This is a genomic window from Bifidobacterium coryneforme, from assembly GCF_000737865.1.
GTDB lineage: Bacteria > Actinomycetota > Actinomycetes > Actinomycetales > Bifidobacteriaceae > Bombiscardovia > Bombiscardovia coryneformis.
In genome coordinates, this window is record NZ_CP007287.1 from 1129108 (window position 1) to 1153711 (window position 24604).

General features: G+C 61.1%; 16 protein-coding genes and 1 riboswitch. Of the genes, 7 read left to right on the top strand and 9 right to left on the bottom strand.

Annotated elements, in window-relative coordinates; translation table 11 throughout:
• Positions 1–27 precede the first annotated feature (27 nt).
• Positions 28–146, bottom strand: a riboswitch (TPP riboswitch).
• A 19-nt stretch (positions 147–165) separates the two neighbouring features.
• The gene (locus bcor_RS04435) at positions 166–1533 is read right to left on the bottom strand and encodes a dipeptidase (protein WP_033498039.1); all 1368 of its coding nucleotides are present in this window, start codon (positions 1531–1533) and stop codon (positions 166–168) included.
• Between the two features lie 53 nt (positions 1534–1586).
• Here bcor_RS04435 and bcor_RS04440 point away from each other — a divergent pair, with 53 nt between their 5' ends.
• From bcor_RS04440 to bcor_RS04460, 5 genes are all read left to right on the top strand, one after another.
• Positions 1587–2225, top strand: coding sequence for a DUF3043 domain-containing protein (locus bcor_RS04440; protein WP_033498036.1), 639 nt, complete (start codon positions 1587–1589; stop codon positions 2223–2225).
• 189 nt (positions 2226–2414) lie between these two features.
• On the top strand, positions 2415–3902 hold the full coding sequence (locus bcor_RS04445) for a dihydrolipoyl dehydrogenase family protein (RefSeq protein ID WP_081870349.1): 1488 nt from the start codon (positions 2415–2417) through the stop codon (positions 3900–3902).
• 37 nt (positions 3903–3939) lie between these two features.
• Positions 3940–4671: a DUF4191 domain-containing protein gene (locus tag bcor_RS04450; protein ID WP_033498034.1), complete on the top strand. Its 732-nt coding sequence runs from the start codon at positions 3940–3942 to the stop codon at positions 4669–4671.
• Positions 4672–4861: 190 nt separating this feature from the next.
• Positions 4862–6298 carry a type I glutamate--ammonia ligase gene (gene glnA / locus bcor_RS04455; protein ID WP_033490355.1) on the top strand — a complete coding sequence of 479 codons (1437 nt, stop codon included), beginning with the start codon at positions 4862–4864 and terminating at the stop codon, positions 6296–6298.
• A 174-nt stretch (positions 6299–6472) separates the two neighbouring features.
• The gene (locus bcor_RS04460; protein WP_033498032.1) at positions 6473–7798 is read left to right on the top strand and encodes an MFS transporter; all 1326 of its coding nucleotides are present in this window, start codon (positions 6473–6475) and stop codon (positions 7796–7798) included.
• 121 nt (positions 7799–7919) lie between these two features.
• Here the strand turns inward: bcor_RS04460 and bcor_RS04465 are convergent, their stop codons facing one another.
• From bcor_RS04465 to bcor_RS07500, 4 genes are all read right to left on the bottom strand, one after another.
• Positions 7920–9107: an Mrp/NBP35 family ATP-binding protein gene (locus tag bcor_RS04465; RefSeq protein WP_081870416.1), complete on the bottom strand. Its 1188-nt coding sequence runs from the start codon at positions 9105–9107 to the stop codon at positions 7920–7922.
• Between the two features lie 71 nt (positions 9108–9178).
• On the bottom strand, positions 9179–11776 hold the full coding sequence (gene ligA, locus bcor_RS04470) for an NAD-dependent DNA ligase LigA (protein ID WP_033498030.1): 2598 nt from the start codon (positions 11774–11776) through the stop codon (positions 9179–9181).
• Positions 11769–15281: a tetratricopeptide repeat protein gene (locus bcor_RS04475; protein WP_179943873.1), complete on the bottom strand. Its 3513-nt coding sequence runs from the start codon at positions 15279–15281 to the stop codon at positions 11769–11771. Before bcor_RS04475 ends, ligA begins: the two co-directional genes overlap by 8 nt.
• An 86-nt stretch (positions 15282–15367) precedes the next feature.
• On the bottom strand, positions 15368–15673 hold the full coding sequence (locus tag bcor_RS07500) for a hypothetical protein (protein WP_148303959.1): 306 nt from the start codon (positions 15671–15673) through the stop codon (positions 15368–15370).
• 150 nt (positions 15674–15823) lie between these two features.
• Between bcor_RS07500 and bcor_RS04480 the strand changes: the two genes are divergently transcribed.
• On the top strand, positions 15824–17650 hold the full coding sequence (locus bcor_RS04480) for a hypothetical protein (protein WP_148303960.1): 1827 nt from the start codon (positions 15824–15826) through the stop codon (positions 17648–17650).
• A 130-nt stretch (positions 17651–17780) separates the two neighbouring features.
• Here bcor_RS04480 and bcor_RS04485 read toward each other — a convergent pair whose 3' ends face one another.
• From bcor_RS04485 to ppgK, 4 genes are all read right to left on the bottom strand, one after another.
• Positions 17781–20036 carry an exo-alpha-(1->6)-L-arabinopyranosidase gene (locus tag bcor_RS04485; RefSeq protein WP_033498028.1) on the bottom strand — a complete coding sequence of 752 codons (2256 nt, stop codon included), beginning with the start codon at positions 20034–20036 and terminating at the stop codon, positions 17781–17783.
• A 49-nt stretch (positions 20037–20085) separates the two neighbouring features.
• The gene (locus tag bcor_RS04490; protein ID WP_033498026.1) at positions 20086–21408 is read right to left on the bottom strand and encodes an MFS transporter; all 1323 of its coding nucleotides are present in this window, start codon (positions 21406–21408) and stop codon (positions 20086–20088) included.
• Between the two features lie 143 nt (positions 21409–21551).
• On the bottom strand, positions 21552–22850 hold the full coding sequence (locus bcor_RS04495; RefSeq protein WP_033498109.1) for a pyridoxal phosphate-dependent aminotransferase: 1299 nt from the start codon (positions 22848–22850) through the stop codon (positions 21552–21554).
• Positions 22851–22876: 26 nt separating this feature from the next.
• A complete protein-coding gene (ppgK, locus tag bcor_RS04500; RefSeq protein WP_033490366.1) occupies positions 22877–23647 on the bottom strand; it encodes a polyphosphate--glucose phosphotransferase in 771 nt (256 codons plus the stop codon).
• 160 nt (positions 23648–23807) lie between these two features.
• On the opposite strand from ppgK, the gene bcor_RS04505 reads away from it, so the two are divergent.
• On the top strand, positions 23808–24587 hold the full coding sequence (locus tag bcor_RS04505) for a nitroreductase family protein (protein WP_033498107.1): 780 nt from the start codon (positions 23808–23810) through the stop codon (positions 24585–24587).
• Positions 24588–24604 lie beyond the last annotated feature (17 nt).

Here is a 24604-nt window from a genome sequence, read left to right on the forward strand (position 1 = left end):
ACACCCTTGGGTGCGCATCCTGTTCAAGGCACGGGTTGAGTGACATCCGTGCGCCGGCATTACCCGGTAAACGTTCGTCCGGTCGAGGCTGAGCCTCCTCTCAGCCACACGCTGCTCTGCAGCATGCGGCCCCCGTGTCACCACCTACTTTAGGACCAGCCTTGGTCAATCCCCCAGGCTGTCCAGGAGCAGCGCCTCAGTGACGATGTTGCGTTCCAGACCATAGAGGGAGATGGACTCATTCGGACTGTGGGCGTTGCCCTTGGGATCCTCCGGCCCTGTGACCAGAACCTGGGCCTTGGGGAAGAGACGCTTGAGCTCCGGTATGAACGGGATTGAGCCACCCTCGCCCTTGTTGACCGGGTCGCATCCGAAGGCCTGGCGCATGGCCTCCTCGGCGTTCCTGACCACCTGACTGTCGGGATCCATGGCCCATCCCATCCCGTTCTCTCCACAGGAGAACTCGACCTGGGCACCCAGGGGGGCATGCGAGCGCAGGAAATCGACCAGGGCCTTCTGAGCCTCCTCCGGACGCTGGGTGGGGGCTGTTCTCAGCGAGATGCGGAAGCGGGTCTGATCCGCCAGGACATTGAAGGATCCTTCGACAGGGTGGGCATCGAATCCGATAACCGACGCAGAGGGCTTGGTCCAGAGCCTGGAAGCCAGGGAGTCGGTGCCCGCCAGACGGTAGGAGTCCACCACTCCGGCATCCTTACGCACCTGGTCGGGATCCAGGTCGCGCTGGAGCCCACCCACGGGCTGCCCTCCCTCAAGGCCGGGGACCGCCAGCTCGCCCTTGTCGTTGTACATGGAGGCGATCAGCATGGCCGCCAGGGTGTTGGAGTCCAGGATGGGACCGCCGAACTGCCCGGAATGGACCGGGTGTTCCAGGACCTTGACTGTGACATCCAGATCCGTATTGCCCCGCAGTGAGGTGGTCAGGCTGGGAATCCGGTCGGACCAGTTGCCGGAGTCGGCCACGATGATCAGGTCGGAGTCGAACTCCTCCTTGTGGGCTTCAATGAAGGGGATGAAGCTGGGCGAGCCCATCTCCTCCTCCCCTTCGATGAAGACCTTGATATTGACCTTGAGGTCGTCGCCCAGGGCGTGCAGGGCACCGGAGTGGATGGCGATGCCGCCACCGTCATCGGCCGATCCACGTCCGTAGAGCCTTCCGTCGCGTTCCACACCGGTGAAGGGGTCGGTATCCCAGGCCGTCGGGTCGGGAACGGGCTGAACATCATGATGGGCATAGAGAAGGACCGTGGGAGCGGTTTCGTCGACGATTCTGGAGCCGACCACTTCGAAGGCACCAGGCGTGCCATCCGCATTGGTGGACTGCACCACCCTGGCATCGATGCCCACCTTCGTCAGCTCCTCGGCCACGAATTCAGCCGAGCTGCGCATGTGTTCCCCCGTGATTCCCTTGGCGGAAACCGAACCCAGGGCTATTTTCCCCTTGAGCAGATCGATGATCCTGGTCCAGTCGGCCCCTACCCGGCCCTGAATCTCTTCCAAGCCCAAACCTGTCATGTCCTACCTCCTGAAAATGCTGATGAGTCTAGGCGTCACCGTAACCTGTTCGCATGACATGGAACCCCTTCAAAGGCAAGGACAAGAAGGTACAGGACCAGGAATCGGACACCAAGGAGATTCAGGACCGTACCGGCGGCAAGGGGCGTCCGACCCCCAAGCGCAAGGTGGCAGAGGCCCAGACTCTCCGTCCTCTGGTCCCCAAGGACCGCAAGGCAAGCCGTAAGGCCGCCAAGGCCCGCATCAGGGCCAGGGAGGATGCCCAGTATGAGGCCATGAGGACCGGCGATGTCGCCCACATGCCCAAGTCGGAACGGCTCCCCTGGCGAATCTACATCCGCGACTACGTGGATGCCCGGTTCAACCTGCTTGAATGGACCTTCCCTGCCATCATCATCATGCTCGTAGGGATGTTTGCATCCATGTTCGCCACTTCCGTGGTCGATCCGGTGACCGCCAACAGCATCTACATGATGCTGATTGTGGTCGTCTACGCCTTCATCATCGTCGGCATCATCGATACCTGGCTGATGTGGCACAGGCTCAAGGTGAAGCTGATCGAGAAGTTCGGCGAACGCTCCGTGGCCAAAGGCTCCCGCTCGGCCAGCTATGCCTGGCAGCGGGCCATGATGGTACGACGCTGGCGGGTCCCCAAGCCGACCTCTCCCAAGCGCGGCAACTGGCCCAAGTAAAAGCAACATCTTCGGTCGCGAAAGAGACCCTGCAAGCAAGCACTGCCGCCCTCCCCGTCCGGGGCAGGGCGGCTTTCCTTTTCCCAACCGGATTCGGAAGAATCAAGGAGCGAAATCGGACGTTGGGAAGCGTTCACAGTGTGCAAACACTCAAGCCTGCTCGTCTTCTCTTCGCTAGCATGGGCAACTATGAAACACACAGAGGATGGCATTGACCCCGCTTCGTCGGACCCCCTGGACAGTTCCAAACGTCAATATGACGTCATCATCATCGGCTCGGGACCGGGTGGATACTCCGCGGCCCTGCGCTCGGCCGAGCTCGGCGCCCGGGTCGCGCTGATCGAGCGTGATCCCGTACCCGGTGGGACCTGTCTGAACCGGGGGTGCATACCCACCAAGGCCCTACTGACGGCCACACAGGTACTGGAGCAGGCTTCCCTTGGTGAAGCCATGGGAATCCAGATGCAGGCCAAAGGCATCGACTACCAACGCCTGGCCGCCTACCAGGATGAGATGGTCGAAGCCATGACCAGTGGGCTTACCCAGCTGCTGTCCCAGCGAAAGGTGGACCTTATTCAAGGAGAGGGCTCCATCGTCGGCGATGGACTGGTTGCGGTCAGGACCCCTGACGGCACTGTCCGCCGGTTGACCACCTGCGACACGGTTCTGGCCATGGGTTCCCGCTCGCGCGCCCTGCCCGGCATACCGTTCAGCGATCGTGTCATCGATTCCGACCGGGCACTTCGCCTCAAGCCCTTCCGCAAACGGGCCCTGGTCATCGGATCCGGGGATGTGGCCTTGGAATTCGCCACCATATGGCATCAGGCCGGAACGGAGGTGACGCTGATGATCAGGCGTGACCGGGTCCTCTCCCATTGGGGGCGCCGTACCGGACTGGTCATGACGCGTGAACTGAAGCGGCAGGGCATCAACGTCATAACCGATTCCACCTGCCAGGCCATCACCGAATCATCTCCCGACAAACCCCTGACCGTCACCTATGGCCCCACCCAAGGTGGGGGTGAGACGTCTTCCCTGGAGACCGACCTGGTTCTGGCAGCCATCGGCAGGGATCCCCAGACCGACCAGGATTGGATGGAAGGACTTGGAATCGACACCGATGATGCCGGGCAGATTCTGACCGATTCCCAGGGCCGGACCAGCCGGGAACGTGTCTGGGCTTTGGGTGACATCACCCCAGGTAACCATCTGGCCCACCGGGCCTTCCAGCAGGGCATCACGCTGGCCGAGGCCGCGGCAGGTCTGGATCCCGAACCCGTCAAGGAATCCACCATTCCCCGGGTGGTCTATTCCTCCCCCCAGGCGGCCGCCGTGGGGTACACCAAGCAGGAGGCACAGGACGACCCCACCCTGAACCAGGTGGAGGAGACCATATACCCCATGCAGGCCAATTCCCGAATGAGGATGAGCGGGTATCAGGGCACTTTGAGCCTGGTTACGGCCTGCCTCTCCTCCGATCTGGACACCCGAATCGTGGTGGGACTGGAGATGGTCTCCCCACAGGCATCGGAGAACATCGCCGAGGTTCAGCAGCTGGTGGGCAACAGGGTTCCACTGGACAGGGCGGCGGGCCTGATTCACCCCCATCCGACCTTTAGCGAGGCGATTGGTGAGGCTCTGCTCAAAGCCGATGGGCGCCCCCTGAACTTGCGGTAGACTGGTCAACCAGTGAACGTTTCCGAGTGAGGATCATATGGCACAAGAGGACAAGGCCAAGAAGCCGAAAAAGAAGAATGGCACGTTTTCCCAAATCTGGAAAATCTACCAATTCACCCATGCAGAGGACAGGGCCCTGCCTTGGTTCCTTCTGGTGGCCGTCCTGGTGCCCATCGTGGTGGCTGTTGCGGTCTGCTTCATCTTCCATGTCGGCTGGCTGAGCTGGATACTGTTCGTCCTCCTGGGCATCATGGTGGGTCTTCTCCTGGGGACCATGACCCTGACCAGGCGCTCCGACAAGGTGGGATACGCCAAGATGGAGGGTCGCCCCGGCGCTGCGGCCGCAGTGCTGAGCAACATCTCCAAGGCCGGGTTCAGGTTCCCCCAGGATCCCGTCTGGATTGATGCCAAGACCAAGGATGCCATCTGGCGCGGCACCGGTCGGACCGGTGTCTATCTGGTTGGCGAAGGCGACTATGCCAGGGTCACCAAGGCCATGAAACGCGAAGAGGACAAGATTCGCCGCATCACCAAGGGTTCGGACATCCCGATCTACAAGATCAGCGTCGGCCAGGGTCCCAACCAGGTGCCCCTAGACAGGCTCCAGAAAGAGGTCATCAAGAAGAAGGTCAAGATGACTGCGGACGAGCTGGCCATCCTCAACGAGCGTCTGATCACCCTCCAGAAACGGCAGAACGCCTTGGGCATGCCGAAGGGCATCGACCCCACCAAGGTCCACGTCAGCCGCAAGGCCATGCGCGGCCGCTGATCTGCCCATGCTTCCACCCCGACACCGAACCTCCAGGCTTAGTGTCGGGGTTTTCCGTATCAGGACTCTTCACACCCGTGTTACCGCCTCGGCAGTACGAAACAACTCTGTAACTTAAGTTGCGGGTTGGCGAAAACTCGGGTCTTTTAGACTGTATGACCATAACGGTTCTCATGAAAGGAGCGGTTCAGTGACAGAACTGAAGTCAAAGGCCGATTGCGAAGCTTTGATCAACCAGGAGGGCGTGGAGTATGTCTCCGTCAGGTTTACCGACTTGATCGGGGTTCAGCAGCACTTCACCGTCCCGGCAAGCGAGTTCCTCAATGACGCATTCACGGACGGCATGGCCTTCGACGGCTCTTCCGTACAGGGATTCCAGGCCATCAACGAGTCGGATATGAAGCTGATCCCCGATCCGGAGACCGCCTACCTGGATCCGTTCCGCAAGCACAAGACCCTGGATGTTGCCTTCTCCATCGTCGACCCGCTGACCGATGAGCCCTATTCACGCGACCCCAGGCAGATTGCAGCCAAGGCAGAGGCCTACCTGAAGTCGACCGGAATCGCCGACACCGCTTCCTTCGCCCCCGAGGCCGAGTTCTTCATCTTCGACAAGGTCCGCTTCGAGAACAGCATGCAACGCTCCTTCTACGAGGTGGACACCATCGAGGCCCCTTGGAATACCGGGGTGGATGTCGAGGAGGACGGCTCCCCCAACATCGGTTTCAAGAACCGCATCAAGAAGGGCTATTTCCCCGTTCCCCCCATCGACCACTACCAGGATCTGCGTGATGACATGGTTGCCAACCTGCAGAAGGTGGGCCTGATTCTGGAGCGTTCCCACCACGAGGTCGGCGGTGCCGGACAGCAGGAGATCAATTACCGCTTCAACACCCTCCTGCATGCGGGCGACGACCTGATGAAGTACAAGTACGTGGTCCATGAGACCGCTGCCCTGGCAGGCAAGGCTGCAACCTTCATGCCCAAGCCCATTGCAGGCGACAACGGCACGGGCATGCACTGCCACCAGTCCCTCTGGAAGGACGGCAAGCCGCTCTTCTACGATGAGAAGGGTTACGGCGGCCTTTCCGACATCGCCCGTTGGTATGTGGGCGGTCTGATCAAGCACGCCTCCGCGGTCCTGGCCTTCACCAACCCCTCGATGAACTCCTACAAGCGTCTTGTGCCCGGATACGAGGCACCGGTCAACCTGGTCTACTCGGCCAGGAACCGCTCCGCCGCCATCCGTATTCCGCTGGCCGGCACCTCGCCCGCCGCCAAGCGCATCGAGTTCCGTGCACCGGATCCCTCCTGCAATCCCTTCCTGGCATTCTCAGCCCAGCTCATGGCCGGACTGGACGGAATCCTCAACCACACAGAGCCTCCGGCACCCGTGGACAAGGATCTCTACGAGCTGCCCCCGGAGGAGCACGACCAGATCAAGCAGGTCCCCGGTTCCCTGGAAGAGGCCCTGAACGCCCTGGAAGAGGACCACGACTTCCTGAGTGAGGGAGACGTCTTCACCGACGATCTGATCGAGACCTGGCTGGACCTCAAGCGCGGTGAGCTGGCCCAGGCCCGCCTGGCCCCCACCCCCCTGGAGTACGAGCTCTACTTCCATATCTGACCCCTATGCCCCGGACAAATCGATAAAGACTCGGTTCTTCCGGTATGGGTTCAAGCCCCCGGCCCGACGCCTTGGCGCCCGGTCGGGGGCTTGTTTTTCCGCATAGGCGATGCGACCCAACACACCTGGTCCCTCCCCAATGATGAGATTGAAGTGAGAAGAAATCCATGACCGATGGAGGTGGCGGTGCGCTGGGTGCGCGAGTTCATGAGTCTTCCGGACTACCTCCGGACCATGCTGATAGTCGACCTGATGTGTTCCTTCGGCATCGGCCTGGTCATGCCCATCGAACTCCTTTTCGCCACCCACTCGCTGGGAGCCACCATGAGCGAGGCTGCCCTGCTGGTCACCATCAGCTCCATCGGCTCGCTGATTTCCAACCCGATCATCGGTTGGGTCTCCGACCGTCGATCCTCCTGGCTGGCCATGCACACGGCGATGATCTTCTCCGTGATAGGGCCACTGATTTTCACCCTGGCCCATGACTTCACGATGGGGGCCGTCGGAGCCTTCGTCTCCGGTCTGGGGATGGGCATGCAGACCTCCTGGTCCAGCATCCTGACGCAGATATCGACACGTGAACAGCATCGAATCGTCTACGGAATCAACCAGGCTGAAGTGAACCTGGGTATCGGCCTGGGAGCTGCGGTCGGCGGACTCCTGGCGGCAGGCGGCCAGGACTACCTCTACCGGTGGGGATTCGGCGGCCGCGCACTGGGGTTCGCCCTGCTCAGCCTGACCCTTCTTATCATCGAACGGCACTACGACCTGCGCGCGCTGACAGCCCGGCTCAAGGTCGAATTCCAGGAAGAGGACAGGAAGGACTCCCCCGCCTCCGGGAGAACAGAAGACAGCAGCACGGCCCAGACTGCCCAAAGCGGCACCTATGGCGGCTCGACCAGGTCCCTGACCTACGTACTGGTGACCATGGGACTCCTGGTCTGCGGGAGCTTCTTCATGGACCTTTTCGGATACTCCCAGTTCGACGCCGGCCTGGTCACCACGCTCATATCCGATCAGCACATCCCCCGGTGGTCGCTTTCCGTGGTCGATGTGGTCAACACCTTCTCGGTGGTCATCCTGAACATCATCCTCCTCCCCAGGCTGAAGGACCACAACCATGTACGAATCCTGCGCACGGTCCCGGTTTTCTGGGCCGCCGCCTGGATCATCATCGTTCTGGGCCTGAGACTGACCACCACCTTCGGAGCCCTGACCGTGGCCTCCCTGGGTATCATCGTCTTCGGACTGGGCGAGGTCATGATGGGGATATCCCAGCCCGTGGTTGCCGCAGAACTGGCTGGGCCCGCCTACAGTGGCAGGATGTTCGGTCTGCTCAATACGGCGGCTTCCCTAGGCTATATCTTCGGCCCCATGTTTGCGTCATACATACTGGCCGGCCATGAGACCATACCACTCCTTGCCATGTGCGCCATCGGCTTGATCGTGGTCAGTCTGCCCTGGCTCCTCTTCATTCCCTCGGGTGAACGTCGCGCTTAGTCAATAAGCCCGATATTCACTCGTCTCCGATACCCCTTGCCTGGCGGTCGAAGACCTCATGCAGACCTTCCTGGTCTGGACTGCAAACCGATTGCAACCGGGCGTCATGCCGCCCGATCCATCAGGAGGTGGCGGACATCAGGGTCTTGGCCAGGTCCACAAAGCGGCGCGCCAGGTCGGAATCATCCAGTGAGCCATCCGGCTTGAGCACGGCGGGCCGGCCGGATTCTCCCACGGTCCGAACCTCTGGCTGCAGGGGCAGCTGGGCAAGGAGGGGGACCTGGTACCCCAGGGCCTCGGTCAGTTGGTCGGAGACCCGTTGCCCACCGCCACTGCCGAATATCTCCAGGTGTTCATCCTGATGGTCGTACCAGGACATGTTCTCCACGACCCCACGGACCCTGGTGGGCACCTGAAGCGCCACCAGACCGGACCTGACCGCCACATCAGAGGCACTGGGCTGGGGGGTGGTGACGACCACCAGCTCGCTGTTGGGCAGGGCCTGGGCCACCGAAAGCGCCATATCCCCGGTCCCGGGGGCAAGGTCCAGCAGGAGCACATCCGGGTCACCCCACCAGACATCCGAGAGGAACTGTTCCAAGGAACGTTGCAGCCGTGGACCCCGCCAGAGGATAGCCCGGTCGGACCCTGCGAACATGCCGATGGATATCAGCTTGACCCCCCAAGCCGTGACAGGCATGAGCATCCCGTTCAGATTCGTGGGCTGGGTGTCCACACCGAAGAGGTTGGGCAGCGAGAACCCATAGATATCCGCATCAATGGCGGCGGTGTCGTACCCCAGAGCTGCCAGGGTGGCTGCCAGGTTGACCGTGACCGAGGACTTGCCCACACCGCCCTTCCCCGAGGCAATGGCGAAAATTCGGGTCTTGATACCCGGCTTGGTGAAGGGGTTGCTTCGCCTGGCCGCCTTGAGGTCCGCAACGAGGTTATTCAGTTTCTCCTTGCTCATGGATGCTACATCAATCCGGGAGTGCAGCCTGGCCCGGGGGTAGGAGGAAACAGCCCCGTTGATCTGGTTGGTGATGGTTTGGGAGAGGGGGCATCCCTTGATGGTCAGCTCCACCCTGACCGTCACATCATAGTCGGCCTCAGTGGTATCACGGCGTGGTACTACCACGATGTCGGTTATCATGCCCAGGTCCGTGATGGATCGGCCCAGTTCGGGGTCGATGACCTTGCTTAGACGTTCGAAGACCTCGCCCTTGATGCGGCGAGGGAAATCCTCCCAATCCGTCTGGTCGTTCACTCCGCTACCACCGTTTTCCGTTCTAAACTGCTCTTGACCCATGCCGCCCACCATAGCCCGAGACCAGGGCGCACCTCCAGAGCGGGACTGGTCGGATATTGCGAAGAGCCTGGTCAGCCCTCGGCCTGGTCAGCCTGCCCATCGGGACTGCCTGTATCCAGGAGACGGTGGAAGGCCGCCTCGTCAAGGATGGGCACACCAAGGCTCTCAGCCTTCTCCGCCTTGGAACCGGGGCTGTCCCCGACCACAACATAGGTGGTCTTCTTGCTGACCGACCCCGAGGCCCTGCCCCCGCGCTCGACTATGGCCTCCTTGGCCGAGTCCCGGGAGAAGTCCTCCAGACTTCCGGTCACCACAACCGTCATACCCTTCAGGGTCTGGGGCTTGGTGCTGCGCTCCACATGGGACCCCACACCATCCGCTTTCCAGGCATCCAGAATCTTCCCACGCCAGTCACCCGGCTGGCGGGCGCCGGAGAACCAATCGACTATGGAGGAGGCGATCTCGGGGCCGACCCCGTCCAGCTCCGACAGTTCATCGATCCCGGCATGCTCAATGGCATCCAGGGAGGGGAAGCGGGTGGCTATGGCCCGTGCCGAGGTGGGGCCGAGGTGCCGTATGGACAAGGCAACCAGGACCCGCCACAGGTCGGCATGTCGGGCCTTGTCGATTTCCTGAAGCATCTGCAAAGTGGTTCGGGAAGGTTCTGCACCGGCCTTGCCCAGGACGGCATCCTCCGCCTGGACCTCGTGACTGTTCATGGCCCTGTCACCTTGGGCAGCCTGGTCGCTCTTGGGGAGGTTGTAGAAGGCCGGCACCCGGTACCAGAGACCACTGCCTCCGACACGACGCTTGCTGGTGCTAGGCCCATCCTTCCCCTCCACCTCGACCTGCTCCATCAGGGGAACCTCACGCCAGACATATACGTGGCGCAGGTCATCGACCTTCAGGTCGAACAGGCCAGCCTCACTGGTCAGAACCGGGCTCTGCCGGGGAGGAAGCTCCAGATCGGGTGCGGGCTGATAGGGCGCCGCCTGCCCGCCCTGGTCCACCAGGACCTCACGCAATTCGGGAGCATAGACATCGACGGAGTCAGGGCGGTTCTCATCGGGGTTGGTCAGGGCGATGGCGCTCTGCTCCCCCAGGTGCTCGATATCCAGCGCCTTCCGGGAGGCCATATGGATGACACGCTCAGTCAGCTGGGCGGGGCATGACTCCACGTTGGGGCAGCGGATATCCACGTCCCCCTCCTTGGCCGGGGCCAGGCGGGCCCCACAGCTGGGGCAGGTCTCGGGCATGACGAAGGATTTCAGGTCCTTTTCCCGTCCCTTCCTGGCCTCCATGACGGGACCGACCAGCTCGGGAATCACGTCACCGGCCTTACGGACCACGACCGTGTCGCCAATCAGAATCCCCTTACGCTTGACCTCAGAGGCGTTATGGAGGGTGGTTCGGGAGACCGTGGAACCGGCCACGGAGACAGGGGTCAGGATGGCCACCGGGGTGATTCGCCCGGTCCTGCCCACCTGGACGGTGATATCCAGAAGTCTCGTATTGACTTCCTCGGGCGGATACTTGTAGGCGACGGCCCAGCGGGGTGCACGGGAGGTGGTACCCAGCCTGCGCTGAAGGTCCCTGTCCTGAAGCTTGACCACGATGCCGTCCAGGGCATGCTCGATGTCGTTGCGGTGCTGTCCGTAGTAGTCGATCATGTCAAGAATCTGATCGAAGGAGGCAACGACCCTGTTGTGGGGGGAGATCGGAATCCCCCACTGCCTGTAGAGCCCATAGGCCTGGGACTGGTCGATGACCTCATCATGTGACCCCTTGGGGTGGGCCGCCCCCCACCGCAGGGAGCCCATACCATGGGCGTAGAAGCTCAGTCGGCGGGTTGCCGTAATGCGGGGGTCCTTCTGCCGCAGCGACCCGGCGGCGGCGTTGCGCGGATTGGCAAAAGGAGGTTTGCCCTCCTTCGCCTGCTGCTCATTCAGGGCCTGGAAATCGTCGAACCGCATGAAGACCTCGCCACGGACCTCCACAAACTCGGGGATGTCCTCGGCCGGCCCTGACAGGTTCTGCGGAATGGTCTGAATGGTTCGGACGTTCAGGGTGATGTCCTCTCCTGTCACCCCGTCTCCCCGGGTCAGCCCCTGCTCCAGAACCCCATTGTGGTAGAGGAGGTTCAGGGCCAGCCCGTCGATCTTGACCTCGCTGGTCATGGCGAGGGCCTTGTCTTCGGGCCAATCCAGATCCTTGCGGATTCCGTCGTACCACTGGCGGAGTTCGTTGATGCTGAATACGTCGTCCAGGCTGAGCATCCGGGAGGGATGACGAACGGAGGTGAAATCGTTGGAGAAGGTTCCGCCCACCCGGTGGGTCGGAGACTGGGGGGTGTCCAGACTGGGGAAGCTTGACTCCAATTCCTGGAGACAGCGCATCCTGGCATCGTAGGCCGCATCGGAAGAGACCGGAGCATCATCGATGTAATAGGCCACCTGGTCCGACTCGACCCAGGCCGCCAGCTTGGACCAGAGGCGTTGAGCAGCCTCAGCGCTCAGGGAACCGGCATCCAGCTCACCCAGCCGCATGGCATCGGCATCATCGGGTTGCAGTGATGCTATCCAGCGGTCGCTCCCGATTGCCGGCCTCTCTTCCGAGGCACCCTCGTACCCGGTTCCACCGCCCGTATATTCGTCTTCTTCGCTACGCATTAAGTGACCTCATGAATTGTGCCTGTACCACGTCAACACCCTCATTATCGTCGTCGTTCATCCTCGCGGCCGCCATTGAAAGGGTCCGGGCCGGAACGAACATGCCTCCATCAACGCAGCTGCGTGCCGCATCGCGCACTATGCCCGCAACCTCGGTATGGGGCCATATCGGCAGCCCATGCTCGGACAGCACCGCCCGAGCGGAGCTGAAGTCATCCGGCAGGACCATGCACGGGGACTGGGCACGACTCCTCAGTTCGGACAGCTCCTCCTTCAGGGCGGAAATCCTGTCAGGGCTGATATGCTCACTCATGATATAGGCGGCGGCAGCCACGTCGAATTCGTCGCGCATCCAGGCGGCGTAGGCCAGACGATAGTAGGCGAAAGAGGCGTCGTCCCTGTCCAGGGCCACCCTCAGGGCGTTCAGGGTTGCCGCCCGGGCCGAGTCCCAGTCCTCCTGGTTGGCCAGCATGACTGCCAATTTCAGGTGGGAGAGTGGATAGGCGGGGGCATACGCCACCATGGCATTCAGATGTTGCAGGGCCGCCTGGTCCTCCTTGAGCTGGGAGAGGACGTCCGCGATCTCCAGGTGGGCGTAGAAGAGGTTGTCGGGAATCAGCAGAGTCTGCTCCCCCGGCGTGGCGAAGAGCCGGTTATAGACCACCCGCTCCGCGTAGGAATTGAAGTAACGCGGCACGCGACCATCGGTCGAAAAGAAGGCGTCCATACGGTCGATGGCATCCTGCTCCACCTGAATGGCCTGGGGGGCGGCACCCGAGAAGAGGAGGTCCCTGGCCCGAATCCGCTCCTTGTCGAGCTGGGAGGAAAGGGCGAAGTCGAAATCCGGAACCTTGGTCTCGTCTATCATTGCGGAAGCCACCTGGGGGGCCAGCTGGTCCAATTCCGGGTCCGCGATCTCCTTGATGATTCGCGTGGCTTCCTGGGCCTTTTCGGCTGAGGACATGTTCTGGTTGCCACTGAGTGCATGGAAGAGACCGAGTGCATGCTGGAGGAGGTCGGCCCGCTGGATGGACAGGCCAGATGCATGGTCGGCACCGAGGACCTCGGCGGCCTGGGGCGTGAAGACCGTATCGGAGAACTCGGGTTCCTCCTGGGAGGCCCGGGGTGAAAATCGATCGTCCCGCATGTCGAAATCCGCATCAACCGGGGCCAGGCCACCTGCGGGGGTGACCTCCATCGCAGCGTCGAAGAAGCTGAAGACGGCCTTGGGATCGGTGACCCCCGCCTGCCTGACACGGGAAAGGAAGAGTTCCCTGCTGAACGTGACGGTGACCAGGTTGCGTACCGTAGGATTGCTCTGCAGAGCACTCAACGGGTTCTGTTCGTTGCCCTCGCTGCGAGGACGGCCGGACGTGTCGCCGGAGGCATCCACACCTGCACCATCATCCGAATCCTGGGCGGGGTTCTGGCTGGAAGGCATGGCGAAGGCCACCTCATCCAGGTCCACCCCCTTGATCAGGTCCTTGAACTCCTGGTTGACCTCACTCTCGTCCTCCGTATTGATCGGACGATCGCTCGGCGAGTCCTCGGCAACCGGACCGCCGTCATGCCCAGACCGATCATCTCCGGTTCCTCCCTCATCCTCGGACGGTTCCGTTTCGGATTGGTCAGGGGTCTCGGGGACCTCCTCCTGGGGTGATACCGCATCGGTGACGATCGGATGAGTTGGATCACCGTGAATGTCACCGTCTTTGGGATCGGCCTTGGACCCTGTCGTCCCCATATCGCCTGACCGCATCCTCTCAAAGGCCTCCAAGGCCTGCCCCATCATGGTGCGAATGGCGGAATTCTGCTCATCAACAGCCTCTTCCAGACCAACCGAATCAATCTGAAGACTGACCTGTCGCACCGAGGGATCCACTCCGAAGGCCAGGGCGGCCATAATCAGTCCCACCCTGAGGTTGTAGTCAGCGCTCATGGCCGCCCTCTGGTCATCGTCCAGGTCAACCCAAGCATGGCGGTCATCATCGTACCGGCTGGATGGCATCATGGCCCGCCCCGCCGACGTAAAGGCAATGGCCACCTCCCCCTCTTCGAGGTTCGAACGGAACTCGACGTCGAAGCGGAAGGGCAGACGCAGACTGCGCATCAACAGGGAGAAGGTCTGGCGGTAGACCCACTCCGACGAGGTGACCTCACCCTGGTCGGCCCGAACGGGCAGGGCCCGTGGGGCCTCCTGACGGACCTTCTCGGCCGTGGCCGCCGCCTTGGACAGGATGGCATTCAGTGCGGTCCGCCCATCATCGTGGATGGGGTCGAAGTCCCGGTCCAGGTCGCCCGACCTGAGCAGGGCGGCAATGGCCGGATCATCCAAGAGGGCCTGATCCAACCGGGCGGCCTGAACCCTGGTCACCGTGTCCTCGGTAGGGTAGATGCCCAGGTCCGCGTTGCGTTCCAACCAGGCACTGACAGAGGCGAATCGGTTCAGGTTCCCCTCAATCTGCAAGGCCCGAAGGGCGGCCGAAAATTCCAACCCTGTATCCCAGGTCAGGAAGTAGGCTCCTGAATATGAGGAGGCGTAGAGGTGGAGCGGCTCGGCCCCATGGACGGCCTCCAGACCGGGGACCTCTCCCAGGGCACCCGATTCCTGCATCAGGTCGGAGAAGAGGTCTTCCAGGCCCGAGACGCGCTGACCACTAGACCTGGCCCGGATCGTGTCCTGAACGCTGCGGCGGATGGCCCCCATGGGAGCCTCTCGATTGAGTCTGTGGAAGATGTTGCCGGAGCCGAACCCAGTGAAACCCCCCTGGATATGGGGCAGCATGTAGGCCGCAAAAAAGGAGATGGCCACAGCGTCCCGGTACTCCAGGTTGAATCGGAGGTCGGGCGGTAGCTGGGGTCGGAGCTGTTCCAGGGTGTACCGGCCGTCATACCGAAGCCAGGAAGCCAACCAGCAGAGGTTGCCGGTCTGGTCCCTTCCCACGATGCCGCCTTGAATGGCGCGGACGGTGGGGACCCGACCGTCACCTTCCTGGCGACCGAATCGGCGTCCGTAGGGCAGGGAGATCTCCTGTTCCTTTCCCAGCATGAAGGCCGCCTGCTGGTTCTGTACATCCATCTGCCTCTGCTGGCCGACGAAGACCCGGCCATGGTCATCGGCCAAGGCGATCTGGGCGAAGTGGGAACGATCGGTGAAGACCCCGAGCGAGAAGAACCTCCCCCGCGTCCCGGGCCACTGGACCCAGCCCAGGGTCAATCCCTCGGGCACCCCTTGGATTTCGGGGAAAAGATGACGCTTGACCATGGGGCCCAACTGGTGGCTGGTTGAAGTCAGCAGATCGTGCATGAACTGGTCATCAGGGCGCTTTCCTGTCTGGGCATAAACCTGTGCCGCTTTTTTGACAAGGTCATTCAGCGGCTGCTCGTGATCGGCCGTATCCCCGTCCAGGAAGTCCTCGGCCTTCCCCGCCAGGGTCGACCACAGGGAACGCGCCTTCCTAGAAAAATCCCCCAGGCCGTCAGACTTGTTCACGCTCTTGGACATGTTCACAATTGTCCCAATTCATCCAGACATGTCGCTTATAGAATAAAGGGGTGAAACGAACCCCCGCCATACCTCGACCGAGGGCATCAGGCCGTCTTGCCCTCTGCCTGGGCATCCTCCTTGTTCTGGTCATGGAGGTCGGGGTATTCAACCTGTCCCACTGGCAATCCCTGGGAGGGCAGACCCCTGAAACATCTCGGCAGGCAGACACCGAACCCGAACTCGGTCCGGGTCTGGAGTCCCTTCCAGGTGGGGGTCTGATCGTCACGGACCCTGCCGGGGCTTGGATTCAGATCCCCGCTCCCACCCGTGGGTCGAAGTTCGTCAAAGTAGAGACGTCCAAGGCAAAAGACGGCAATCACCACGAAGGCCATGTCCCCGGACAGGTCCATGTCCGACTGGATGCCAGGTATTCCCCCTCGGCAGGGTGGACCAGAGGCAGCAACGCAATGGTGGTGTACCGATCAGCCAGATCGCTTTACCTGAGGAACACGGCCGAACCACCACAGACAGGAGGGTCACTGACCGCATTGCGGCTCTGGGTGGAAGAACCGGCAGAAACGCGCCTGTCCATCAGGACCTTGATTCCCGACGTCAGGGTTCCTCTGAGCGTCAATCCTGTGCGCCTGATCGCCATGGCGGCCCTAATCCTCCTGGTTGCGGCCTTCCTGCCCGGATCACGCCTCTGGAGGACACCACTGGATACGAAATCGCGGGGACAGCGGCTGGCCCTGACCCTGGCCCTGGCTCCGCTGACCGTTTGGGCAATCTGCTCCATACTGAACGACCTGTCGACCTTCGTGCCCGGGGACTTCCATAATCCAGATTCCTACACCTACGACTTCAACCAATACGACCATGTGGCCCAGGCCCTCCTCCAGGGTCGCCCCTGGTTGGATCTTGACCAGGCACCAGGCCTGGCCGCGGCCGAGAACCCTTATGACATCGTCACCAGGAACAATCTGTTGGCCCAGGACCAGAAACCCATTTACTGGGACTATGTCTATTGGAAGGGTCACTGGTACTCCTACTTCGGTGTCCTCCCCGCCATCCTCCTCTTCATGCCTTATCGGGCCCTGACCTCCCTCTTCCATCCTGGCGGGTACGCCCTGCCCACATCAGCCGCGGCCTCCATCCTGACCCTTCTGGCCACGGTCGCGATGGTCCTGGCGGTCATCCGCCTCCTGGACCGGCACTTCCCGGGTATCAGTCTGGCCTCGACCATCCTGTCCCTGATAGCGATCCTGACCGGGTCGAACATCGCCTACCTCTGGTGCAGGAAGAATTTCTACACGGTGCCCTTTGCCGCAGGTTTGCTCTTTGTGATGACCGGCCTATGGATCTGGCTCGGAGCCCGGAGGGTCCACTCGGTGGGGGGAGGAACCCGGAGGTGGACCCTGGCAGATGGTGGCGGATGGCTCCATACCCCGGGAGATCCGAAGCCTGGGTGGACACTGTCAAAGCCACGTGTATTCCTGGGGTCGCTCTGCATAGCGGCCACCCTGGGATGCCGGCCCACTTTCATAGTGGCCGGGCTCCTGGCCATCCCCATCTTCTCCCATGAAATCAGGGATATGATGAGCTCCCTCCGCCCTCGGCCAGGCACCTCTTCAGCCAGGGAAGGAGCCGGTCCCTCACCGGCTGTTTCGGCCACCCTGCTCGGCACCGCCCTGCTTCCCCTGCTCCTCGTTGCTGCCCCTCTACTCTGGTACAACCACTGGCGGTTCGGTTCCGCCCTGGATTTCGGCAACAGATACCAGATGACCGTTGTGGACCTGACCCAATATCATCCCCACCTCGGCAGCCTCCCCCGACTTTTCGGTTATTACCTCTTCCAGCCGCTGTCCACCAAGGGCTCCTTCCCCTTCCTGAGAATCTCACCCGCTCCCCTGAATGTATGGCACTACACCGAACCGGGTATCGGAGGGCTCCTGGTCACCGCACCGGTAATTCCGGTCTGCCTGATTCTCCTCTGCTCAACCCAGGTGCGCCGAAATCTGAAGGACCGGAACCTGTACGGGCTGACCCTTCTGTCCATTCCCTCGGCTCTTCTGGTCATGGTTATGGATGCCTACCTGGGTGGATTCTCCGACCGGTACATGATTGATTTCGCCTGGTTGCTGGCCCTGGTGGCGGTCCTGGTCATATCCTCCTGCGACCGGTCTGGTCAGGATACCCTGAGGAAATTGAACGGAACGGCAGGGTACACCGATCGGACGGATGGACCGGCCGGAAAACCGGTATCATTCCTTCTGACCTTATCCTGCCTGGTATCCGTCCTGCTGATGACCGGATATGTTCTGGTCCTCCTCTCCCATTTCGAGACCTCGATATTCTCCACCATCGAAGTCTGGTTCACCTACCTGTAGCCCGACGAGAACGGCATGCTCCATGAGCTGCCGTGCTGGATGGTGAAGCATACAGAGGGGCCGGCATCCACCTCATATGGGATGGATGCCGGCCCCTACCTCTTATCGGTTAACCGAATCTGTCCGGTCTTTACTCGCTCCCCCTAGAAGCCCCGGTCAGCCCTTGCTGTTCGATTGCCTTCTGGTAGTCGGTAATCATATCGGCGACCACGCTGTTGCCATCCCCTCCGGAGAGGGTGATGACCGAAGCCAGCGGCATGCTGTCGAAGAGCTTGGCCGTATTGGGATCATTGGGAAGGGGAACCTTTCCACCCTCAACGTGGGACTTCATGATCGGCCCACCGACCTGATCCTCACGCCATTCCTCCATGGTGGAATTGGAGTTGAGCCTGACAAAAAGCCCATCCCCGTCAAGGTCCACGTCCAGCTTGGAAACCAGGTCCCTGGAGGAGGTACCCACCTCGATGCCATAGGTGCCGGCCTCCACATGCCACTCATTCATGGCGGTCGACCAGTAAGCGAAGTCACGCTCATCCAGGTCCAAACTGATTTCCTGGGATTCGCCCGCCTTGAGGAAGACCTTGGCGAAGGACTTGAGCTCGTGGGAGGGGCGACCCACCTTGGAGGCGCAAGGAGCCACATAGACCTGGACGGTCTCAGCCCCATCGATACCCGAGGTATTGGTCACGGTCAGGTCGACCCGGACCGCATTGGGGCCGGTCTTCTCCACGCGGACATCCGAAATTTCAAAGGTCGAATAGGAAAGACCGAAACCGAAGGGGAAGGCAACCGGCTTATTGAAGGTGTCGTAGTAGCGATAGCCCACATAGATACCCTCCCCATAGCGCGAGTGTCCCTCCTCGCCGGGGAAGGAGGTGATGGAGGGATTGTCCTCAAGACGCACGGGAATGGTCTCCGGCAGCCTGCCGGAGGGGTTGGCCCCACCAGTCAGAATGTCAACGACGGCCTGTCCGCCTGCCTGACCCAGGAGCCAGGATTCCAGAACCGCCTTGGCCTGGGGAAGCCAGTCCACTACGGAGACCACCGAACCGTTGGAAAGGACCACAACCACCTGGTCATTGACCTGGCTCACAGCCCTGAGAAGATCGAGCTGCTTGGTCGGCAAATCAATATCAGTGCGGTCGAACCCTTCGGACTCGGCGTCCTCGGGCAAGCCAAGGAAGAGAACCACCTTATCGGCATCCGCCGCGGCCTTGACGGCCTGGTCGGTCAGAGACTGATCCTGGGGAGCCTCATCCAGGGTGAACCCTGGAACGAAGTCCACATCCATGCCCGCCTCCTTGAAGGAGTCAAGGGCCGTGGTGACCTTGGTGGGGGTGATGTGGGAGGAACCGCCACCCTGGTAGCGCGGGGTGCGGGCGAATTCGCCGATCAGAGCGACCTTTTCGCCCGGAGCCAGGGGAAGCACACCATCCTCGTTCTTGAGCATGACGATGGATTCCTGGGCGGCCTGGCGGGCCACCTGGTCATGGGCCTCCACGTCATACTGGTAGCCCTTCTGCGACATGGCGGGCTTGGCCTTCTCGATGAGGTCCAGAACCCCTTGGGCCATCCTGTCGAGCTGATCCTTATCCAGGTTTCCGGCCCTGACCGCCTCGACAACCTCATGGTCGCTGGCGGATGGCGGCATCTCAAGGTTGAGACCGGCACGAAGGGCCGCGGCCCTGTCATGCACGGCGCCCCAGTCCGACATGACCAGACCCTGATAACCCCACTCACCGCGCAGCACGTCGGTCAGCAACCAGCGGTTCTCCGATCCATACACCCCGTTGAGCTTGTTGTAGGCGCACATGATGGTCCAGGGTTTGGCGTGCTTGACTACATACTCGAAGGCGGGCAGGTATATCTCGCGCAAGGTGCGCTCATCGATGTCGGAGCTGACCCTGAGACGATCGGTCTCCTGGTTGTTGGCAGCGAAGTGCTTCAAGGAGGTGCCCACGCCCTTGGATTGGACCCCATCGACCAGGCCTGCGGCCTGATGACCGGCCAGGACCGGGTCCTCCGAATAGTACTCGAAGTTGCGGCCCCCAAGCGGACTGCGCTTGATGTTGATGCCAGGGCCGAGGATAACGGCCACTTCCTCCTGGATGCACTCCTCACCCATGGCCTGCCCGACCTGATAGGTCAAATCCGGGTTCCAGGATGAGGCCAGGCCGGCGGTCGGCGGGAAGCAGGTGGCGGGGACGGAACCGTATACATCCGATCCTGTGGCCTTGCGCAACCCGTAGGGCCCATCCGTGATCATGTACTCCGGATAGCCCTGGTCCGGCACTCCTTGCAGGTGCCAGGCGTCCGAGCCGGAGGTCAGCGAGGCCTCCTTTTCGATATCCAGATCCTTGGCTTGTAGATGCTTGTCAGTGGTCATAGTGGTTCTTCCTTTCAGACTGCGGCAGTTCGGCGATGATGTGCCCAGCTTATTTCACCTTACGAATCATCATGATGAAAACGGTACCCAGGAGGAGGCAGATGATGGCTCCGGGGAAGACCATCCGATACCCGCCGAAGATGCCGATGACGGCCGTGGTGCAGACCGGAGCAAGCACCTGCCCGATCGTGTTCGACAGGTTGAGGATGCCCAGGTCCTTACCTGCCTCTTCCCCGTTGGGCAGCACATCAACGTTCAAGGCCTGATCGACTGACATATAGCAACCGTTGCCCAGGCCGGCAAGAGCACCGTAGATGTACATGCCCATGGCGTTAGGCATGAAGATCGGGAAGAGCATGCCTGCGGCGATGACAACACTGCTGGCAGCCACGATGATTTTGCGTCGTTGCAGGTAGTCCGAGAGCGGCCCGGATACGGCTGCCGCCAGGATAGTCGTGATTGTGGTGATGACGGCAAGAACCTTCATGGTCGAAGAGGCCACGTCATCACTCATATTGCAGTACTTCTGCAAAATGTAGAGCTGGTACCCGATGATCATATAGCAACCAAGAACGAAGGCGAGACGGCCGAATAGGGCCAGGTAGAAGTCACGGCAGTTCTTGGTCGGCGGAATGAAGGACCTGGCTACGTCGGCCCAGGAGCGTTCCGCCCTGTTACTGGCTGCCGACGCCTCACGCGGCCAGACCAGAACCGTTACGATGCCCGAGAAGAAGAAGACGACCATCCCGATGGCGAATCCGGTGGAGGCATTCTTCAGGAAGTAGCTGCCGATGAAGTTGCCCAGCTGGGTGCCCACGACCATGCTGGCACCGTAGAGGGAGGAGAAGGTTGCCCTGGTTGCTTCTGGAATCCTGTCCGAGAGAACGGCCACAGCCGGCGCAATCAGGCAGTTGATACCGACCTGGACTATGCACCAGCCCACGATAATGGGCCAGAGGGTATGGGACTGGAAGACGATGAAGAATCCGACCGCTCCGATGATGCCGCCCAGAATAATCCAGGGTGTGCGCTTGCCCAGTTTGAACCGGGACATGTCAGACAGGGCCCCGAAGAGGATATTCGCTATCAGGGCGAAAACACAGCCGATGGAGTTCATGGTGCCAAGGGCGGCCTCGGCACTGACTCCCGGAATCGTGTTGAAGATTTGAGGTAGAAGCACTCCGGATCCCATGGCGAAGGGTGTGGACCACAATATGGATATGAGGGCAAATCCGACGGCGAAGCGACCCTTCTCCGAGGTGGTGAGTTTCCTACCTGAATCCGGCGCCAGTGTCGGATCAATGGTCGCACCGACCACTGCATCAGCAGACGGTGTCAGGAAATCCTCATCCCCTTGTATTGAATTGTGCATGATTCGATACCCCTTGTTATTTTGCTACATTGCAATCATCATGGCTCAACTTTGAGCCCTTACTTGCCTTTCCCCTTTCGGAAATAGTCAACTCTTCAATCTCACACTATCGAGAGAGCGAAATCAACAACCGGCGAGACCATTTACAGCAATTTGCTGATAGCTGAACTCACTGCCTGGATATTTCGTTGGAATTCCGCGGCTCTCGGAAGAAGAGAAAGAGCAAGATATCCGTTGCTCGGCATGTCGAAGAAGTACCCAGGCTGGCCGGTCAACCCGTAAGAGCGAATCAGATGAAGAATCAGCTCATCCTCGTCGATGACGGCGGGGAACCGTAAGAGGACGTTCCATCCGGCCTCGGGCCTGAGCAGGGATATACACGAATCCCCCTCGCTCAGAAGGCCGCGCACCTGGTCCAGGTTGCCTCGGATCCGATCGCCCACGCGGCGCGTCTGGACGGGGACGGCATCGAGCATGGTCCCCATCCGGTCGGTAATCAGTTGACTCATGGGCAGGTAGTCATCGGCAATTAAATCCAGGCGACGCTTGGCTTCGGCCACCTGGCTTTCCGGCCCTGAAACCTGAATCCACCCTACCTTGGCATGGGGAGCGGCCAGACTCTTGGAGAACCCATCCAAGGCAAACGTCAGAACACGGTCCTCTCCCGCCAGCCGGGCCCGTCCGGGCAAGGAATCCAGAGGATAGTCATAGAAGACCTCGTCGGCGATGATGGCCACCCCATGCTCACTGCAGAGGTCAAGGATGGCTCCACGTTCCTCAGGATGCACATACGACCCGGTGGGGTTATTGGGGTTGATGAGGACAATGGCCCGAATCCTCTCCCCCGCAGGCCCCTCCAGAGCCTGCCTGACGCTTGCCAGGTCCAGGGCCCAAGACCCGTCATAGGAAAGACGGTAAGGCAAGGTCCTCACGCATTCGAGGCCGGCGATGGACTCGATCAGCGGGTATCCCGGCCGGGGTTCCAGGATGATGTCTCCGGGGTCGCACAGGAGCTTCATCAACCAGGAATAAGCCTGGGAGGTAGAGGAGAGCAGATAAAGATCGTCGGGATTCACAAGCAGCTGCTCGAGAGAACTCGAACGAGAAGATGAAAGCCTCAAAGGCCCTGAATCGGCATACGTCGCCACCGATGATATCGGGGCTGCCCAGGGTTGTTCGGATGGCAATCCGGCTGACCCGTCTCTGCCGCAAGCCTCACCCGAACTGTGTGAAGTAAGGAAGGAGGCCAGATCAATACGGGCCTGGAGGGGGCCCCTGGGCTGTGCCTGGTACGTCTGCGGCAGGAAATCCGGAGACAGTCCGAACCTTGTCGGGTTGGAGTCGTTGAGCCCTCCCAAGCGAATCCCCATAGCCCTGGACCGTGCTTCGGCCAGGGCTATGGGGTTGGGATGCTCAGGACCAGTGCGATGGGAGAAACGCACCGCACCGTCGTTTTCGTCCCTCGAGGTCACCCCAGATGCTTCTGCTGGAGATCAGCCAGGTATGCGGCACCAACGATGCCTGCCTGATTGCGCAGCTTGGCGGCCACGATAGGCGTTTCGATCTCGATGTGGGGAAGGAACTTCTCGCTCATCCTGCTCACGCCGCCACCCACAACGAAGAAGTCGGGGTTGAGGTAGTGCTCAAGCAGACGGTAGTACTTGGTCAGGCGATTCGCCCACTTCTTGTAACTGAGCTTCTTGCGGTCACGGACCGAGGAGGCCGCATACTTCTCGGCGTCCTTACCGTCCAGATCCAGGTGACCCAGCTCGCTGTTGGGAATAAGCACACCGTTGTATATAAGTGCCGTACCGATGCCGGTGCCCAGGGTGGTGGCAATGACCAGACCCTTCTGCCCCTTGGCGGCGCCGTACTGCACCTCGGCAAGGCCAGCCGCATCCGCGTCGTTGACCACGGTGATGGGCCTCCCGCAGGCCTCAGAGAAGACGGCCTCCACGTCGGCACCCACCCAGGACTGATCCAGGTTGGCCATGAAGTTCAGCGGTTGTCCGGGCTTGACCGGGGCGGGGAAGGCCACGCCCACGGGGATATCATCAGTGACTTCGAACTGGTCCAGGAGCTGCTTGACCACCGCGCCCACCGCCTCAGGGGTGGAGTGCTCCGGAGTGAGAATCTTCTTGCGGGGCTCGGCAAAGTCGCCAACGGTAAGATCAACCGGGGCAGCCTTGATGCCGGATCCGCCGATATCCACTCCAAAAGCCTGCGCTGTATCAATCATTGCTGCTCCTTCAGGTGCTGACTAGTTAGGATGACGAACCGGCACGTAGGAATTGTACCCCATAGCATGACTTGATTCCCCCGACCCCGATGGATTGCACCCGGGTGCAGGTAGAACCATTAACCCTCATTGAGCAGTATATAGGTGGATAATGGGCAATATGACAGAACACACCCAGCTCATCGACGCACTGAATGTACGCATCACCACCAGGCACTACGACCCCTCCCCCATCGACATGGACACAATCCGGCAGCTATCCAGCACCCTGAACGCGATCAACATGCTGAGCGGCCTGGATATCCAGCTGGTGACCGATGCACCCGACGTATTCTCGGAAGTCAATACCTCCGGGCACTTCGCCAACGCCGCCAACTACCTGGCCCTGGTCGGCCCTATGGGCGACCTGGAGAGCATGGAAAAAGCGGGTTTCTATGGTCAGCGTCTGGTCCTGACGGCCACCCTGTACGGACTGGGAACCGGTTGGGTGGCCGGGAGCTGGGACAGCGAGGCGGCTCAGCGGCACTGCCGCGTAACACCCAGTCAGGATCTCTATCTGGGCATCACCTTGGGCAACTCGGCCACAGAGGCGGACTATGGAAATCAGGATTACGACCAGCTATGTCAACGCCAGGCCAGGCACAGGCCATCCAAGTCCTATGAGGAACTGACAGCCCCCATGAGCCAGGAAGACAGGGCTTCGGCCCCGGACTGGTTCAAGTCCGGGGTGAACGCGGCCGCCAAGGCTCCGTCGAGCATGAATGGTCAACCCATCCTCTTCACCTGGGACCGGGAATCGGGCGATGCCGTTGCCCGCCTGGATGATTCCGCGGAGACCGGCTCGCCAGTCGACCTGGGCATAGCAAAGCTCAACTTCCAGATCGGGGCCGGTGGTGGCACCTGGGTATGGGGCAACGAAGGCCACTTCATCAGGGCCTGAATCTCCAGCCCCTGCAT